7 protein-coding genes and 1 pseudogene are annotated in these 16,947 nt (G+C 71.5%); 3 read left to right on the top strand and 5 right to left on the bottom strand.

What is annotated here, in order from left to right; translation table 11 throughout:
* Window positions 1-98 precede the first annotated feature (98 nt).
* On the bottom strand, window positions 99-938 hold the full coding sequence (locus HDA41_RS39720) for an endonuclease/exonuclease/phosphatase family protein (protein WP_184994127.1): 840 nt from the start codon (window positions 936-938) through the stop codon (window positions 99-101).
* A 176-nt stretch (window positions 939-1,114) separates the two neighbouring features.
* On the opposite strand from HDA41_RS39720, the gene HDA41_RS39715 reads away from it, so the two are divergent.
* From HDA41_RS39715 to HDA41_RS39705, 3 genes and pseudogenes are all read left to right on the top strand, one after another.
* Window positions 1,115-1,981 (top strand): GNAT family N-acetyltransferase, encoded by an 867-nt coding sequence (locus HDA41_RS39715; RefSeq protein ID WP_184992817.1) that lies wholly within the window; start codon window positions 1,115-1,117, stop codon window positions 1,979-1,981.
* Between the two features lie 170 nt (window positions 1,982-2,151).
* Entirely contained in the window at window positions 2,152-2,811 is a 660-nt protein-coding gene (locus tag HDA41_RS39710; RefSeq protein ID WP_184992815.1) for a hypothetical protein, read from the top strand.
* A gap of 65 nt (window positions 2,812-2,876) precedes the next feature.
* Window positions 2,877-3,423, top strand: a pseudogene (locus HDA41_RS39705) (MBL fold metallo-hydrolase); the annotation flags it as partial.
* Window positions 3,424-3,451: 28 nt separating this feature from the next.
* Here HDA41_RS39705 and HDA41_RS39700 read toward each other — a convergent pair.
* The 4 genes from HDA41_RS39700 to HDA41_RS39685 all read right to left on the bottom strand — a co-directional run bounded on the left by HDA41_RS39700 (window position 3,452) and on the right by HDA41_RS39685 (window position 16,684).
* The gene (locus HDA41_RS39700; protein WP_184992813.1) at window positions 3,452-4,657 is read right to left on the bottom strand and encodes a glycoside hydrolase family 64 protein; all 1,206 of its coding nucleotides are present in this window, start codon (window positions 4,655-4,657) and stop codon (window positions 3,452-3,454) included.
* 107 nt (window positions 4,658-4,764) lie between these two features.
* Window positions 4,765-12,081: a non-ribosomal peptide synthetase gene (locus HDA41_RS39695; protein ID WP_184994125.1), complete on the bottom strand. Its 7,317-nt coding sequence runs from the start codon at window positions 12,079-12,081 to the stop codon at window positions 4,765-4,767.
* 47 nt (window positions 12,082-12,128) lie between these two features.
* Complete coding sequence (locus HDA41_RS39690; RefSeq protein ID WP_184992811.1) at window positions 12,129-15,422, bottom strand: type I polyketide synthase; 3,294 nt, start codon at window positions 15,420-15,422, stop codon at window positions 12,129-12,131.
* Window positions 15,422-16,684, bottom strand: a complete 1,263-nt coding sequence (locus tag HDA41_RS39685; protein ID WP_184992809.1) for an MFS transporter — start codon at window positions 16,682-16,684, stop codon at window positions 15,422-15,424. Before HDA41_RS39685 ends, HDA41_RS39690 begins: the two co-directional genes overlap by 1 nt.
* Window positions 16,685-16,947 lie beyond the last annotated feature (263 nt).

The raw sequence follows: 16,947 nt of genomic DNA, 5'->3' as shown, positions 1-16,947 counted from the left end.
GATTTGTCGACTCAGTTTGCACCACGTGAGGCAGCACTGATCAGGCGGTGGCCCGTTCTCATGGGGTCCGAGCTGCCGGCGCGGTCCCGGAAAACGCCTCAAGCAGGGTTCAGGTCGGTGTACAGCAGGTGGTGGTCCGAGGACGAGGTGGGCTGCACGCGGTGCTTGAGCGAGGTGATGGCCCGCAGAAAGACGTAGTCGAACTTGCTGTGCCAGTCGGTCGTCGGCTCGCAGGCACCGGCGGGCGAGGGACGACACCGAGGGTCTGTATCCGTGGCCAGTTCCCACATCCGGGTGAGCTCGGGAGCATCCGGCACGGCGTTGAAGTCGCCGAGGACGACGGCACGGTCGTGCCGGGCGACTTCTGTGGCCAGCACCCCGATCTGGTCTGCCCGGACCGCCTCCTGACGTCGTTGGGCGAGGTGTGTGTTGAAGACCCGGACCCGCTGGCCGCCCACCGTGGTCGTGACTGCCATGTACCCACGGTCCTCGGATCCGCCCTCGGGGTATTCCACGTGGACGCGGTCTGTCATCGGTGCCGCCGAGAGTACCGCCTGGCCGAAGGCCCCCGGACTCCACGGCACTCCCCCGCAGCGCCCCCAGTCCCGGAGAACCATGCCGTACTCCACGTGGTAGACCAGCCCGTGAAGGACCTCCAGATACTCCCGGATCCTCTCGACGTCCCGCACACACGCTTCCTGCAGACCGATGACCTGGGGCGCATACGCGGCGATCTCCGCCGCCCGGTCGACGTTGCTCACCTCGCAGGGATTACAGATGTTCCACGTCATGACCCGGTTCGGGACCACGTCCCTGACGGCAGCCACAGGCAGCGACTTGCCGAAGAGACCACTGCCCGGTGCGCTGGGGCCGACGAGCACCACACACGCCACGGCCATGGCACCCGCAAGCAACCGCGTGCTCCTCTCGAACACCATCGCCTCCCCCACGCACACACTGGCATCTGACGTCTGCAAGAACGAGATTATGGGACGGGACGTTCAGCCACACGTGCTTCCGACCCCGCGCGCGAACGGTGAGTGTGGCTGGAGCCCTCCCTGGCGGGTCGGAAAGCGGGTGCGGACTGTCGGTGCGGTGCTGTGTGATCGGGGGTATGACGATCGTGTTGGGCGAGCCGGGAGTCGACGGGCTGGGCGAGGCTGTGGGCGTGCTGCGGGAGTGGCAGTACGACGGGGCGCCGATGCAACTGCATCCGGGGGATCTGGGCTGGTTCTGGCGGTCAGGTGCGGAAGCGACCTCCGAGGCGGTCAGGACGTGGAGCCGGGACGGGCGGATTCTCGCCGTAGGGCTGCTGGACGGGCCCGGCCTGTTGCGGCTGACGATCGCGCCGGACGCTCAGCGGGACACGGAGCTGGCGCAGCAGTTGGTTGCCGACGTGACCGAGCCGGAGCGCGGCGTGCTGCCCGAGGGAAAGGTGAGCATCGAGGCGCCGGCGGGTGCACTGGTCCAGGATCTGCTGTGCGAGGACGGCTGGAACCTCGACGAGCCATGGACGCCGCTGCGCCGTGACCTCACAGAGCCGGTGGAGGAACCAGGCGTGCGGATCGAGGTCGTCGGGCCGGAGCAGGCGCACGTGTTCGCCACCGTGCATCGGTCAGCGTTCGACGGGTCGACGTTCACGGACGAGCGCTGGCACGCGATGGCGGCCGGATTGCCGTACGCCGACGCCCGGTGTCTGGTCGCCTACGACCGCCAGGGCAACGCTGTGGCGTCGGTGACGGTGTGGTCGGCCGGTCCGGGGCGGCCCGGACTGCTCGAACCGATGGGCGTGCACCGGGAGCACCGCGGTCACGGCTACGGCAAGGCGATCAGCGTCGCCGCGGCGGCCGCACTCCAGGAGCTGGGTTCGTCGAGCGCGATCGTCTGCACCCCCAGCTCCAACGTCGGCGCCGTCGCCACTTACCAGTCAGCCGGCTTCCAGCAACGCCCCGAGGTCCGGGACCGATACCGGGACGCTTAGGGCCTGTCTCCTCGCGAGCCCACTGCCGCGCGTACAGCCTCGTTGCCGCCCGCAGACCGCCACCTTGAGGCCGACGCCGGGCATGTGACACAACTTGGTGCGAACAACCGGCTCCGCTTGTCCGTACCATCACACGCAGCACGGCCACTCGCCGAGGAAAGGTCAGCACCATGCCCGAGACAACAACTCCCGCCACTGAACTGGCATCGCAGTACATCGCCCAGGTGTCCGGCGACCTCGAGGCGAACGTCAAGGAGCAGGAACGGATCAGTGCGGAGATCGCCTCTCTGCAGGAGCAGCTCGCCGCCCTGCAGCGTGACCACGCCGTGCTGGTGAACATGCAGCAGGCACTCGGCATCACGACTGCCCCGGCTGCCGAGCCCGCAGCCGAGAATCAGAGCGCCGCGGTGCCCTCTCCCCGGCGCAAGAAGGCGCGGAGGGCGGACGCCGACGCCATGCCCGGCGGGAAGCAGGAGGCACGCAAGTCCAGCACGCGGCCGCGGAAGAAGGCAGCCAGGAAGCCCGAGGCCAAGGCCGCGGGCGCCGCGAAGGCGGCCCAGCCCACCCTGGTCGAGCTCATTCGCCGCCACCTCGCCGAGCAGAAGGAGCCGCGCTCCGCTGCGGAAGTCTCCGCGGCGCTCAACCAGGCTCACCCCGATCGCGACATCGCGGCCAAGGTCGTGCGCGTCACGCTCGAGGGACTCGTGGCCAAGAGCCAGGCCGAACGCAGCAAGCAGGGCCGATCCGTCTTCTACACCGCCCCCGCGTCGGAGCCGGCGGCCGCGCCCGAAGCCGAGGCCGAGGCACCGTCCGAAGACGCCCGCCCCTGACGGGTGCGTGGGGCAGCCGCCTGCCGCCTTCACGCGGCGGGCGAAGCCGCCAGAGCACCAACGGAATGCTGCGCACCGCCAGGATGACGCCCAGGCCCTCCTGCACCATACGAGGTGATGCGGGGAGCGGGACGCTCGGCCCGCTCCAGCGGCACATGCCGCTGACGAGCTCGACGCGAGCTGGATCTCCCACCCGCACGCCGATCACAGTGCTGACCTGCTCACCGCGTACTACGGCACCCTGTACGCGGACGTCCGCCTGACAGCACCGATTCCCCTCTACGGCCCGCCGGGAATCGCCGGCCGGCCGGGTTCCTCACCCACACAGCGGCCCGCAGCCCGATCGAATCCTCCTTCGCCGTCACGGAGTTGCACGACGGGCATCAGGTGACCATCGGCTCGCCGCGGCTGACCAGCCGGGCGGCGGCGCACGGCGTCCCGGCGTTCACCGTGCGCGTCGAAACGGCCGGCAGGTCGCTGGTGTACTCCGGGGACACCGCACCGTGCCCGAGCCTCACACAGCCGGCCGAGGGATGCGACGTGCTGCTGTGTGAGGCCGAGATCGCGCGGGCGCCGGCCGAGGGTGGCCAGGTGCACCACACGCCGAGGGATGTCAGACCACGACCGCCTCGGGGGCAGGTCAGTTGAGGGGATCCAGGGTGAGGTAGGCCTGGCGAGGGTTGCCGTCGTGGACGAGGGACTCGTGGTGGCCCACGTCGTCGAAGGCGAAGGCGTATGCCTTGCCGTCGGCCGTCCGGGCGTGGATCTTGCGGGCGTAGTGGTTGGTGACGTTGTCCTTGTAGAAGGCGTCGGCGCTGGAGTCGGGCTGGTGGGGATTGGCCAGCAGGGTGGAGCGGTTGAAGCCGGCGCACAGGGTGCGTGAGATCGGGCCACGGACCTGGTCGTTCGGCGCGTCGAGCTTTCTGTGGCAGCCGAAGACGGAGGAGGCGTCCGGCTTCTGGAAGCTGGTGACGGTGGTGCCGGCGTTGTTGGTGAAGTTCATGACGCCGCCGGAGACCCGGCCGTAGTACTTGGTGTCGGGCTGGTCGGCGAACGGCGTCACCGTCAGCGTGGAGGTGGAGTACTTCTGCCAGACGCGGTTGATGTAGTCGTCCATCACCGAGGCCGGCAGCGCTCCCGTCTCCAGACCGTACAGTGGCGACAGGGCGCGCAGTACAGTGCCGTCGGGGCGGGTCTGGATCAGGTTGGCCCAGCCTCCGGGTTGTCCTCTGAGGGCGTTGAAGAAGCCGTTGTATCCGCCGGGCTTGAGCCGGCCGGTGCTTACGGTGTCACCGTTCGCTCGCTGCAGGCCGACGGCGTACGGCGCGGAGAACATGTCGACCTGTGTGCTGTTGATCCACAGGCCGGAGTCGTTGAGGGTGTACTCCGACCAGTTGAACAGGATGTTCCGGTTCGGGTCGGCCGGGTTCTGTACGGCGGGCTGGACCAGGCCTCCAGTGGTGAGCTTGAACACCAGTTTCTGGCCGTAGGAGAAGTACACGCGGCCGGAGAACTTCGGCAGGCGGATCGTTGTCGACTGGCCCGCTGCCGGGCCCGGGATCGCGGCGTCCGGCGCGGGAGTCGGCGGGTTCCCGCCCGCCGGCCAGGTGTGGAACGTGCCGTTCGCGTCGGCCCAGCCCTGCCGGCCGGTCGACAGTTCGGTGCCGAGGTTGTAGATGTACACCTGCTCGCCGCGGGCCGAGTTGTTGGTGATCTTCAGAGGGATCGTGGCCGGGACGGCGGCGTGGGCCGGTGTGCCCGCTCCGGCCGCGAGAAGTGAGCCGGTCAGGGCCGTCGCGAGGGACAGCCCGACAGCCGTGAGGCTGCGTCTGAGAGTGCGTAACATGCTCGGTCTCCGTTCGACAGGGGCCGATCCGGGAAGCGCCTGAGAGCGCTCTCAGAGCGTGCCTCCTTGGTCCGGACCTGTCAATGTGGCGGGACGGACGAGAGTCGTCAGTGCCCGGGTGCCCGGTCGGTCTCCTCGCGCAGTAGGTCGACGTAGTCGCGGGTCCAGTCCTCGATCGTGGTGCGGTCCCACAGGTCGGCCGAGTACTCGACGAAGCCCTTCAGTTCGTCGCCGGCCGGGACGAGGCCGAAGGTGAGCAACGTGCGGGACGCGGCGGGGGCCAGGTCCTCCACGGCCGTGGTCAGGCCGGGCAGTTCCACCTCGGCGTCCAGGGAACTCTGGTACGCGAAGCCGACGTCCAGCCGGTCCGGCACCTCGACGCCCGTGCGCTCCCGCAACGCGGGGGCGATCCGGCGCACCGGCAGGGCCCGGTCCATGCACTCCACGGCCGTACGGGCGACGCGGTCCGTCAGGGCGGTGAAGGAACCCGCGGCGCCGCCCCGCACCGGCAGTGCGAAACCGGAGATCGTGCAGGCCAGCAGGGATTCGAACGCGCGGCGCTCGCGGTTGGCGTAGGAGATGTTGAACACCACGTCGGCCTGCCCGGACTTCTGCGCGAGCAGCCGGCCCAGGGCGGCCGCGGTGACCACGAACGGCGTCGTGCCCCGCTGCCGCGCGAGGCGTTCGACGGCGGAGCGCACATCGGCGGGGACGGTGAACATCACGGCGCCGCCCCGGCCGCTCGGCTGCTCGGGCCGGGGGCGGTCCAGGGGCAGGCCGACCGTGAACGGCACCCCGTCGAGCTCGCGCAGCCAGAAGTCCAGCTTGCGTTCGTCGGCGGCCTCGTCGGCCTGTTCCCGCTGCCAGCGGGCGTACTGGGCGGGCTGGCACTGTACGGGCGGCAGGGTGTGGGGCTCTCCCCGCAGGGCGGAGCCGTAGAGCGCGGCCAGTTCCTTCAGCAGCAGGCTGACGGACCATCCGTCGCACGCGGAGTGGTGCAGCACGAGGAGCAGCACCCAGGTGCGCTCGCCGGTGCGCAGCAGCCGCAGGCACATCGGTGTTCCGCGGGTGGGGTCGACGGGTGTTTCGGCGGCCCGGGTGCTCGCCTGGTCCAGGGCCCGTCGCCGCTCGTGCTCGGTGCGTGCGGTGAGGTCCTCGATCGGCAGCTGGACCGGGCCTGGCCGCAGTACCTGTTGTTCCCAGCCGTTCCCGCTGCGGGCCAGGCGGGTCCGCAGTCCCTCGTGCCGTTCGACGAGCCGGGTCAGGGCGGTGCGCAGGGCCGCGGTGTCCAGGTCTCCGGAGAGGGTGATCCGCAGGGCGACGTTGAAGACCTGTGGGAGGGGGTGTTCGGCGTGCACCGTGGCGAAACGGGTCTGCTGGGCGGTGGCGGGTGCGCTGTGCTCCACCGGGCCGGGGCCGTCGGCCTCGGTCTCGCTTTCCATGCCGGTGTCGGTCTCGGTCTCGGCCGCCGTGGTCGGCTTCGGCTCCGCGAGCGTTCCGGCCAGGTGGGCCGTCATGGCCCGTAGCGTCGGCTCCTGGTAGAAGGCGAGCATCGGGTACTCGGTGCCGAACTCCTCCCGGACCCGGTTGACCAGCCGCATCGCGGTGATCGAGTGGCCGCCCAGGTCGAAGAACGAGGTATCGGCCGTGACGGCGTCGGCGTCGAGGCCGAACTCGGCTGCCCACAGGCGCCGTACCCGCTGTTCGATGTCCGTGCGGGGGCCGGACGCCGGCTCCCCGCCGGTGCCGCTCGGCCTGCGGCCCGGTGCCGTGGTGACGAGGTCGGGTGCCGGCAGCGCCGTTCGGTCCAGCTTGCCGTTGACTGTCAGGGGCAGGGCAGTCGGGATCCGCCAGGCACGCGGTACCAGGTACTCCGGGAGCCGGGCGGCCAGTTCCTCGGCGAGGAGGTCGGCGAGCGCCTGCCGGTCGTCGGCCGTGGCGCCGATCGGGTCGGCGGGGACGGCGTAGGCCGCCAGATACGCCTCTCCCTGGCCGTTGCGGCGGGCCAGCACGGCCGCCTCGCGCACGCCGTCCAGGGCGTTGAGCACGCGGGACACCTCCTCCGGCTCGACCCGGAAGCCACGGATCTTGACCTGGTCGTCGGCCCGGCCGCAGAACTCCAGTTTCCCGTCGCCGCTCCAGCGGACCAGGTCGCCGGTGCGGTACCTGCGGGCGTCCGGGCCGCCGTCGGGGTCCGGCAGGAAGCGCTCGGCGGTGAGTTCGGGGCGGTGCAGGTAGCCGTTGGCCACGCCCGGGCCGCCGACGTACAGCTCCCCCACCGTGCCGACGGGCACCGGGTTGCCGACGGCGTCGAGCACGCTCAGCGTCACGTTGTCGACCGGGCGCCCCAGCGCGATGGGACGGACGGGGTCCTGCTCCTGCGGGGACACGGTCTCGGTGGTGCACAGGACGGTGACCTCGGTGGGCCCGTACACGTTCACCGTCTCGTACGGTGCCTCGGGCCGTGGGCGGGTGCGCAGTACGTCGCCGCCGAGCAGCAGGTGACGCAGTGGTGGCTGGTCGGCCGGGGGCAGGCGGAGTACTTGTTCGCCCAGGGCGGTGGGGAGGATCGAGAAGGTGACGCCCTGCTCGGTGTACCACCGGGCCAGGGCGAGCGGATCCCTGCGCACGTCCTCGCCGGCGATCGTGACCGACGCTCCCGCGGTCAGCGCCGGCCAGATCTCCAGGACCGAGGCGTCGAAGCTCTGGCTGCACACGACGGCACCGCGGTCGGCCGGGGTGCGGGCGAAGCGCCGGTGCTGCCACTCGCACAGGTCGACCACACCGCGGTGCGTCAGCACGACGCCCTTGGGGGTGCCGGTGCTGCCCGAGGTGTACAGGACACAGCACGCGGACCGCGGATCGGGGTCGGGCAGGGTGGCGTGCGGGGCGGTACGGCCGGTCGCGTCGGGCGGTACGACACTCACGTGTCCGGGCAGGTTCAGCGCGGCGGCCGCCCCGTGCGTGGAGACCAGGGTCCGCGCCCCGCACTCGGCGATGACCTGCTCGGCGCGTGCCCGCCCCAGGGACGGGTCGAGCGGCACATAGGCGCGGCCCGCCTTGAGCACGGCGAGCATGGCGACGACCAGGTCGGCGGAGCGCGGGAGCCACAGGACAACCGCGTCTCCGAAGCCGCCGGTCGTGATGTGCTGCCCGCGCAGGACTGCGGCCAACCGCTCGGCCCGCTCCTCCAGTTCGCGGAACGTCAGGCGGCTGTCGCCGCTGATCACGGCCGTGCTGTCCGGTCGCGCGGCTGCCTGCCGGGCGACGAGAGCGTGGACGGTGGTGTCCGCGGGCGGGCGGGCCGGGCCGTGTTGCCAGGACCGTGGTACGGGCTCTGCCTCGGCTGCGGTCTCGACGGTGCCCGGGGCGAGCCGCGACAGGGGCGCCTCGGGAGCGTCGACCGCGGCGGTGAGCAGGTCCCGGAAGGTGGTGAAGAACCCCTCGACGGTGTGCTGGTCGAACAGGTCGGTGTGGTACTCCAGATGGCAGCGGATGCCCTGTGGCTGGTCGGTGAAGTAGACGGTGAGGTCCGTCAGCGCCTTGTCCGGACCCACGTCCAGCGGTGTGGCCTCGATACCGGGCAGGTCGAAACGGAACGGCTCGGCGCGCTGGAACTCCGCGAACGCCTGGAAGACCGGGGTGCGGTCGACCGCCCGGGCCGGGGCGAGCTCCCGCACGACCTTCTCGAACGGCACGCGCGCGTGGTCGTACGCGTCGAGAGCGACCGAGCGCACCCGGTCCAGCAGCACGGTGAACGCTGGGTCGCCGGACAGGTCGAAGCGCAGCGCGAGCGTGTTCACGAAGAACCCGAGCACGTGCTCGGCCCGCTCGGGCCGGTCCGAGAACGGGGTGCCGACGACGATGTCCGTCTGCCCGGTGATCCGGTGCAGCATCGCCGTGTACCCGGCGAGCAGCGTCATGAACAGCGTGCTGCGGCGGCTCCGGCTCAACTCACGCAACCTGCGGGAGAGTTCCGGGTCGAGCGTGTGGAATGCCGCCCGGCCGTTGGAGGTCATCGGCGACGGGCGCGGCCGGTCGGTGGGCAGGGCGAGGACGGGCAGGTCGCCGCCGAGGGTGCGGCGCCAGTGGGCCAGGTCCGTTTCGGCCTCGGGGCTGTTCGCCGATGCCGCCTGTTCCCTCGCGTGCTCGGCGTAGCTCCAGGTGAGGGCCGGAAGACCGGGGGTGGTGCCGTCGCGTTCGGCCCGGTAGAGGGCGGACAGGTCGCGGGCGAGGACGGTCGCGGAGGCCGCGTCGACCACGATGTGGTGCAGGGACAGGACGAGGACGTGCTCCGCCTCGGCGAGCCTGACGAGCCGGGTGACGAACAGCGGGCCTTCCGCCAGGTCGAAGCGGCGTGCGCTCTCGGCCGCGAGGACGTCCTGGAGCGTGGTCCGGGCGCTGCCGGTGCCGTCCACGACCTCGAAGTCCGGCTCGGCGGATGCCCGTACCAGCTGACGCGGCTCACCGCCGGTCTCCCGGAAGACGGTGCGCAGGCCCTCGTGCCGGGTGACGAGGCCGCGTAGCGCCGCGTGCAGGGCGGGCACGTCGAGGGGGCCGTCGAGACGGACCGCCTTGACCTCGTTGTAGGCCGTACGCCCCGGGAGCAGGCGCTCCAGGAACCAGATCCGCTCCTGTCCGGGCGACAAGGGGGCGTCGACGGGGGCGGGTTGAGCGGGGGACGGCCGGCGGTAGTGGCGGCGCAGTGCGTCCAGGCGGGGCAGGCCCGAGCGCAGCTCGTCGGGTGCGACACCGAAGTCGACGAGCGCCACGATCTCGTCGGCGCCCGCCGCGGTCACCGCATCCACGACCGGGCGGACACTGTCCACCGTCCCGATCAGGGCGCGCTGGTCGCAGTAACGGCCGTAGGCGCGACGGAACACCGTCTCCAGGTCGTCCTCGCTGAGGGCGGCCAGATCGACGCTGTGCCCGAGGCTGTTGGTGACGCCGCTGAACAGGGACAGGGACGCGCGCATGTAGCGGGACAGGGGTTCGTAGGCCTCCGTCCTCGCGGTGTCGTGGTCGTCCGCGAGATAGGTGTGCAGCAGGACGGCCACCCGTCCGGCATCCGGGTCCAGGCCGTGCCGGGCCCGTGCGCTCCGGTAGCGGGCGATGTTGTCCCGGAGCTGTTCGACGCTCTGGGTCATCAGGTTGGTGACGATGCCCAGGCCGTGGCGGGCGGCCAGTTCGTACGAGGCGGGGTTGCCGACCACCGCGGTGTACAGGGGCGGAGCTTCCTGAACCGGCCGTGGAAAGAGCCGTAGGTCGGCCACTTCGCCGTCACCGGTGGTACGGCGCACCGCCTCCCCGCGCCAGAACCTCCGCACCTCCTCCAGTTGTTCGAACATCAGCTCCTTGTGCCGGCCGAACCGGTCCGGGAAGAAGGCGAAGTCCTTGGAGCTCCAGCCACTGGCGACACCGATCCCGACGCGCCCGCCGGAGAGGTTGTCGACCATCGACCACTCCTCCGCGACCCGGATCGGGTCGTGCAGGGGCAGGACGACCGAGCCGGCGTTGAGGCGGATGCGCTCGGTCTCACGGGACAGTGCGGCGGCGAGCACCGCCGGGTTGGGGAAGAGGCCGCCGAAGGAGTGGAAGTGGCGCTCGGGCATCCACAGCGCATGGAAACCGTGCCGGTCGGCGAACCGGGCGACCTCCAGCAGGAGTTCGTACTGGCCGTGCCGGGGCGCCGGGGCGTCCTGCGGGTAGTCGCCGAAGAAGTAGACGCTGAAGTCGGCTGTTCGCGGGTCGGTTTCGGTTGTCCGTGGGGCGGTCGCGGCTGTCCGTAGGGCGGTTTCGGCCACGGGTGCCGTGCCGGATCCGGCGACCGCCGCGGTGTTCCAGGCCATGGACGCCACGGGGGCGGACGTCGGCGCCGGCGCCGCCGCGGTGGGTGCCGGTTTCGGTTCCGGGGGCGCGGGCTTTTGCACCACGGGCCGCCCTCCCGGGAAGAACCCCGCCGCCCGCAGCTCACGCAGCGAGTCCTGTACGGCGTCGGCCACGCACTCGATGTCGCCGTCCGAGTGGGCCGTGGACAGGAAGAAGTTGCGCCACTCCCAGACGTGTACGCCGCGCAGCATCAGGTGGTGGTAGAGGAGCTCCATGTCGGCGCGGTGCTCGAAGCGGAACTGGGAGCCGAAGTGGGTCATCCGCAGCGGATACTCCTCGGCCTCGAAGAAGCCGTTGAGCGTCGCGGCCAGTTCCGCGGTACGCGCGTTGAGGCGCTCCTGAAGGTGTGGGCTGTGCTCCTTGAGGTGGCTCAGTACGGCGCGGGCGGCGACCATCGACACCGGGTGCTGGATGTACGTACCGCCGAAGAACGTGGTGTCGGCGGGCGGGTAACTGTCGTCGCCGTACGACCAGTAGCCGCCGTCGACGCCGTCCATGATGTCGGCGCGGCCCGCGATGGCGCCGATGGGGAAGCCGCCGCCGAGGAGCTTGCCGTAGGTGGCGAGGTCCGGGGTCACGCCGTACAGCTCCTGCGCGCCGCGCAGGGCGGGGCGGAAACCGGTCAGCATCTCGTCGAAGAGCAGCACGATGCCGTGGCGGCGGGTCAGTTCCCGCAACCTGCGTACGAACTCAGCGGGTTGGAGCGAGGGGTGCCTGCTCTGCACCGGCTCCACGACGACCGCGGCGATGTCGTCGGCGTGCCGTGCGATCGTCTCCAGGGCGGTGTCGCTGCCGTAGTCGAGGACCAGCAGATCCGAGACGGCCGCCTGCGGGATGCCCCTGGAGACGGGCACGGTGATCTGGTCGGCGCCATGGCCCGAGGCGCGGCCGAGGACGTTGTCGGCGTGGCCGTGGTAGGCGCCCAGGAAGGTGACGATCTTGTCGCGGCCGGTGGCGGCGCGGGCCAGGCGGATGGCCGCCGAGTTGGCCTCCGTGCCGGAGTTGGCGAAGGCCACCCGCTCCAACCCGGTGATCTCCGCGAGGAGTTCGGCCGCCTCGCCGGTCTCGATGGTGCGGGGGCCGAGCTGGATACCGCGGGACAGGTGCTCGCGCACGGCCTCGGTGACGAAGTCCGGCTCGTGGCCGAAGAGCAGGACGCCGAAGCCCATGGTGATGTCGACGTACTCGTTGCCGTCGACGTCCTCCAGCCGCGCCCCGCTCGCCCGGCGGCCCGCGATCGGGTACAGCATCTCCTTCGTGCCGCTGCGGAAGCCGACAACGGCACGGCTGTCGGCCAGGACGCGGCGGTAGCGCTGGGCGATCTGCTTGGAGGTGGGGGTCCTGGCGGTGTAGCGGCGGACGAGGTCGTCCAGGTGCTCCTGCTGGGTGTGCGGGGAGGCGTCCCGCACCATGCCGGAGTTTCTCGCGACGCTCACCCGGGGGCCGTGGACACGCGCCGGGGCCGGGGATCCCGGATCCGTGACGGGCGTGCCGGCGCCCATCTGCTCGGCGATCCGCTGGGAGAGTTCTTCCATATCCGCCAGGTCACGGTCCAGTGCGGCGGATATGCCGTTCAGCCCGGTCACTTGGCCACCTTGCCGTTGAGCCGCTCCGTCACCGAGGCCGTCTGGAGCGCGAGCAGCTGGGAGAGCTGGGACATCATCTGGAGCTGTATCCGGGACATCTGCTGAATCTTGTGGGCCAGGTCCTCCAGCTCCTCGCGGGTCGCGTACTCCGGAGCGGGGGCGTCGGCGGCCGGGACGGGTGCGGGAGTCGTGGCGGGAGCAGGTGCGGGAGTCGTGGCGGTAGCAGATGCGGGAGTCGTGGCGGGAGTGTCGGGCGCGGGCGGGTCGACCGCGGGCACGGGATCGGCAGCGGCGGGTGGTTGCGGTGCGCCCGTCCCCGAATCCGGCACACGGGCCACGATGAACTCCGCGAGCCGCCGCGGCGTGCCCGTCTCCTCCAGCAGCTGCCGCATCGTCACCCTGACCTGGTGCTCCTGTTCCAGTTCCCGCAGCACGCTGATCATCTGCAGCGAGTCGGCGCCGAGGTCGAAGAAGTTCGCGTCGCCGACGATCGCCGACGGATCCTCGCCGAGATGCCGGGCGGTCGCCTCGACGATGCTGTGCAGTACCCGTGCGACCGCTGCTTCTTGCTGAACCACTTCGGCTCCCTTGCTCGCTGGTGTTCCCGTGCTGAGGGCCGTCGGCTCCGGCCCCGTCCAGTGGTCCTGGTGCTGGAATCGGTATCCGGGCAGCGGGATACGTCCGCCGCCGCTGCCGGCCAGGAGCGTCTCCCAGACGACGTCCGCTCCCGTGCAGTGCAGCCCCGCTGCCGCACCCCAGAGGGCGCCGAGCCCGGTGCCCCGCCGCAGGGACGGCAGCGCCCGTACGTCGGGCAGCGCCCGGCGCGCCAGACCGCTGAGGGTGGTGTGCGGCCCGATCTCCAGCAGCACGTCGGGCTGTTCGGCGCCGATGGCGCGCAACGCCTCGTCGAAGCGGACGGGTTCGCGGGTGTGCCGTAGGAAGTGGTTGGTGTCGGGGATCCAGCCGGGCGGGCGGGTCGTACCGTCCAGTGCGCTGATGAACGGGAGCAGCACCGGCCGGAAGTCCGCATCGTCGAGGACCTTCCGGAACTCCTCCAGCATCGGTTCCATCAAGGCGGTGTGGAAGGCGCGGGTCACCGGCAGCCGCCGGCCCGGTGTGCCGCGGTCCTCCAGCAGGGCGCACGCCCGGTCGACTGCCGCCACGGGGCCGGCGAGCACCTGGGCGCGGTCCCCGTTGGTCACGGCCGGCTCCAGCCCGGGGATCTCGGCGGCCAGGGCGAGGGCACTCGCCCGGTCGAGCGGCGCGGCCACCATCGCGCCCGGCGCGCAGCGCTGCCGCATCAGCCGGCCGCGTTCGGTGGTCAGGCGCAGACCGTCCTCGAACGACAGGGCTCCGGCCGCGTACAGGGCGGCGTACTCCCCGACGCTGTGCCCGGTCACGGCGTGCGGTTCGACGCCGCAGTCGCGCCACAGCCGGACGAGGGCGCATTGCAGGGCGAACAGCGCGGGCTGCGCGGTGTCCGTGTCTCCGAGTGTCGCCTCCCCCGTGTCCTCCCCGCACATGGCCGCGAGAAGGGAGCCACCGGTCAGCTCGCGGTAGTGCTGTTCGCAGGCGTCGAGCACGTCGCGTGCGGCGGGGAAACGCGCGTAGAGGGCGGAGGCCATGCCGGGGTGGTGGCTGCCCTGTCCGGTGAACTGGAACGCCACGCGTGGGGCACCCTCCCCGGGGGCCGTCCCGGTGGTCACCGCCGCTCCGGTGGCTCCGGCGAGCCAGGCGTCGAGGGCGTCGGCGAGGGCTGCCGGGGTGGTACCGCGGGCCGCGAGGCGGTGGCGGCCGTGGGCGCGGCCGAGGGCGGCGGTGGTGACGAGGTCCGCAAGGTGCGGTGCGGGTGGCTGCCGTAACCGGTCGCGGAAGGCTCGGGCGTTGTCCGCGAGGGCTTGGGGGCTGCTTCCGGAGACGAGCAGCACGTCCGGAGTGGCGGCCGAACCGGTCCTGGGCGCGGGTTCGGGGGCCTGTTCCAGGATCAGATGGACGTTGGTGCCGCCGACGCCGAGTGAGGTGAGGCCCGCGCGGCGGGGTAGGTCGCGCTCCGGCCAGGGCCGGGCGGTCCGGGGGATGTAGAAGGGGCTGCGGTCGAGGTCGATGCGAGGGTTGGGTTCGCTGAAGTTCGCCATCGGCGGGATCACGCCGTGTCGCAGGACCAGCAGGGTCTTGACGAGGCCGGCCAGTCCTGAGGCGGCGTCGAGGTGGCCGATGTTGGCCTTGGTCGAGCCGAGGGCGCAGTAGCCGTGGCGGTCGGTGTCCTCGCGGTAGGCACGGGTCGCGCCTTCGAACTCGATCGGGTCGCCCTTGAGCGTGCCGGTGCCGTGCGTCTCCAGGTAGCCGATGGTGTCCGCGCCGACGTTCGCGCGTCGCAGTGCCTGGCGGATGGCGGCGTGCTGGCCCTGTGCGCTCGGCGCGGCGAACGCCGACTTGCCCGCGCCGTCGTTGCTGATGCCCCAGCCGCGGATGACGCCGTGGATGGTGTCGCCGTCGGCGACCGCCCGGGCCAGCCGCTTCAGTACGACGGCCAGGACGCCGGTGCCTCCCACGGTGCCGTCGGCACCGGCGTCGAAGGCCCGCAGGCGGCCGGACCTGGACAGGATCGTGCCCTTGACGCGGCGGTAGCCCAGGACCTGCGGCACGTGGACGGCGGTGGCGCCGACGAGGGCGATGTCGCAGTCGCCCATGAGCAGCGACTGGGCGGCCGTCTGCACGCCGACCAGGGAACTGGAGCAGGCTGTCTGGACGTTGACGGCGGGGCCGGTCAGGCCCAGCCGGTAGGCGACGCGGGTGGCGGCGAAGTCGGCGAAGTTGCCGACGGTCATCTGCATGCCCTGCACCCAGTCGGACGTGGGATGGCTGGGCAGGACGTTGTTGAGCAGGTAGTTCTGGAAGGTGTACAGGTGGTATCCGGTGCTGGCGTAGACGCCGACACGGGTGCCGCCGCGTTCGACCGGATAGCCGGCGTTCTCCAGGGCGTGCTGGGCGCACTCCAGGAACATGCGTTGCTGCGGGTCGGTGAGCCGGGCCTCGCGGGGGCTCATCCCGAAGTGCTGGGCGTCGAAGCCGGCGATGTCGTCCAGCAGGCCGGAGGCGCCGACGAAGTCCTCCGCCTCGTACTCCTCGGCGGGGACACCGGCGGCGGCGAGCTCCTCGTCGGTGAAGCGGGTGATGCAGTCGGTGCCGTCCCGGATGACGCGCCAGAAGTCCTCGGGCGTGTCGGCGCCGGGCAGCCGGAAGGCCATGCCGATGACGGCCATCCGCGGGTCCGGATCGCTGGTGCTCATCAGCCGCGTCCCTCCGTCACGGTCGGTGTGTCGCGGCCGGCGGGTTCTTCCGCGGGCGGGGCGGGTCTCGCCCTGCCCCGGCCGACCAGCCACAGGAGCAGGGCCGCGCACAGGGCGATCGCGAGACCATGGAAGGCGGCCACCACCTGGAGCGGCGAGAAGGTCTCCAGGAGGGCGCCGCTGACGAGCATGCCCAGGCCGAAACCGGTGTTCTCGGCCGAGGCGGTGAGTCCGAAGAGGCGGCCGCGCTGGTCGTCGGGGGCGGTCTGCAGCCTCGACACGTACACGATCTCGGTGAACCCGTCGGCGGCTCCGGCGACGAGCGCGGCGATGACGGCGGGCACGGTCGGCAGCCCGCAGAAGACCACGATGAACCCGGCCGACATCACACAGGCGCCGAGCGCGAAGGCCCGCTCCCCCGGTGTCCGCCCGGTCTTCTTGGTGACCCGGCCGATCACCTGCTGGGCGACGATGGTGCCGATGGCCCACGTGGCCCAGAACTGGCTGATGAACGTGGCCGGATGGTCGGGGTCCAGGCTGCTGGAGTAGAGCGGGAGGGCGACGTTGTGGGACGACGAGCCCAGCCCGTCGACCGCCCGGACGGCGATCATCGCCATCAGCAGCGGCGCTGTGGCCAGCAGTGTCCGGGCCGTCCAGCGCGCGGCGGCGGAGTCCTTCGGGGAGCCGCCGCCCGCGGGGGCGGTGGCCGCCCTGGTGCGGACGGGAAGCAGGGACAGCACGGTCGCGGAGACCAGGAAGGTGGCGGCGTCCAGCGCGAACGCCGCGGAGTAGCCGAGCTCCGCGACCACCACGCCCGAGGAGGCGAACCCGGCGATCATGGCGAGCGAACGCCCGGTCACCAGCAGTCCGTTGGCCCGGACCCGGTGCTCGGCGCCGACGATCTCGGGGATGCTGCTGCGCAGGGCCACCTGGGAGAGCGTCGAGCAGCCGCCCGTGACCACGGCCAGGACGTACAGCAGCCCGGGGCGTGTGCCCTCGGGGGCGAGCAGCAGCGAAAGCAGGGCCACGGCCTGGCACAGGTCGGCGCCGACCATCAGGCGCTTGCGGTCGTGGGCCGAGACGAGCCGCCCGCTCACCCAGCCCGACACGACGTTGGTCGCCAGCCGCACGGCCATGAAGAGGCCGGCGGCCAGCGCGCTGCCGGTGGCGTCGTAGACGAAGACGTTCAGCGCCACCATGTTCAGGTAACTGCCATACGCCGAGATGCCGTTGCCCAGGACGAGCAGACGGAAGTACCTCATGCACCTTCCCTTGGTCTGCATGAAGGGTGTGACTGGTGTGAGACCGGGATGCCCTGCCCGCCTGCTCAGCGGCGATACGGGATCCAGACCGACGGCGGTCGCCGGCGTGGCCGCCCGTCGCGCCCGCCGGTCATGCCCCCTCGCAGGCCCAGCACTGAAACCATTCCCCCCAAGACGCCGCCGGACGACGGCCATTGGTCCGCCACCCAAGCAGATCCGGACGGGCGCGTTCAAGACTCCAGGAGTGGTCTAGACGACTTTCG

The sequence above is a fragment of the Streptomyces caelestis genome (assembly GCF_014205255.1).
GTDB lineage: Bacteria > Actinomycetota > Actinomycetes > Streptomycetales > Streptomycetaceae > Streptomyces > Streptomyces caelestis.
This window is presented reverse-complemented; position numbering and strand designations above follow the sequence as displayed.

What these genes read in the sequence shown, in the direction of transcription:
- HDA41_RS39685 (WP_184992809.1), bottom strand. Translation starts at nt 16,684, where the DNA reads ATGAGGTACTTCCGTCTGCTCGTCCTGGGCAACGGCATCTCGGCGTAT.
- HDA41_RS39690 (WP_184992811.1), bottom strand. Translation starts at nt 15,422, where the DNA reads ATGAGCACCAGCGATCCGGACCCGCGGATGGCCGTCATCGGCATGGCC.
- HDA41_RS39720 (WP_184994127.1), bottom strand. Translation starts at nt 938, where the DNA reads ATGGTGTTCGAGAGGAGCACGCGGTTGCTTGCGGGTGCCATGGCCGTG.
- HDA41_RS39715 (WP_184992817.1), top strand. Translation starts at nt 1,115, where the DNA reads ATGACGATCGTGTTGGGCGAGCCGGGAGTCGACGGGCTGGGCGAGGCT.
- HDA41_RS39700 (WP_184992813.1), bottom strand. Translation starts at nt 4,657, where the DNA reads ATGTTACGCACTCTCAGACGCAGCCTCACGGCTGTCGGGCTGTCCCTC.
- HDA41_RS39710 (WP_184992815.1), top strand. Translation starts at nt 2,152, where the DNA reads ATGCCCGAGACAACAACTCCCGCCACTGAACTGGCATCGCAGTACATC.
- HDA41_RS39695 (WP_184994125.1), bottom strand. Translation starts at nt 12,081, where the DNA reads ATGGAAGAACTCTCCCAGCGGATCGCCGAGCAGATGGGCGCCGGCACG.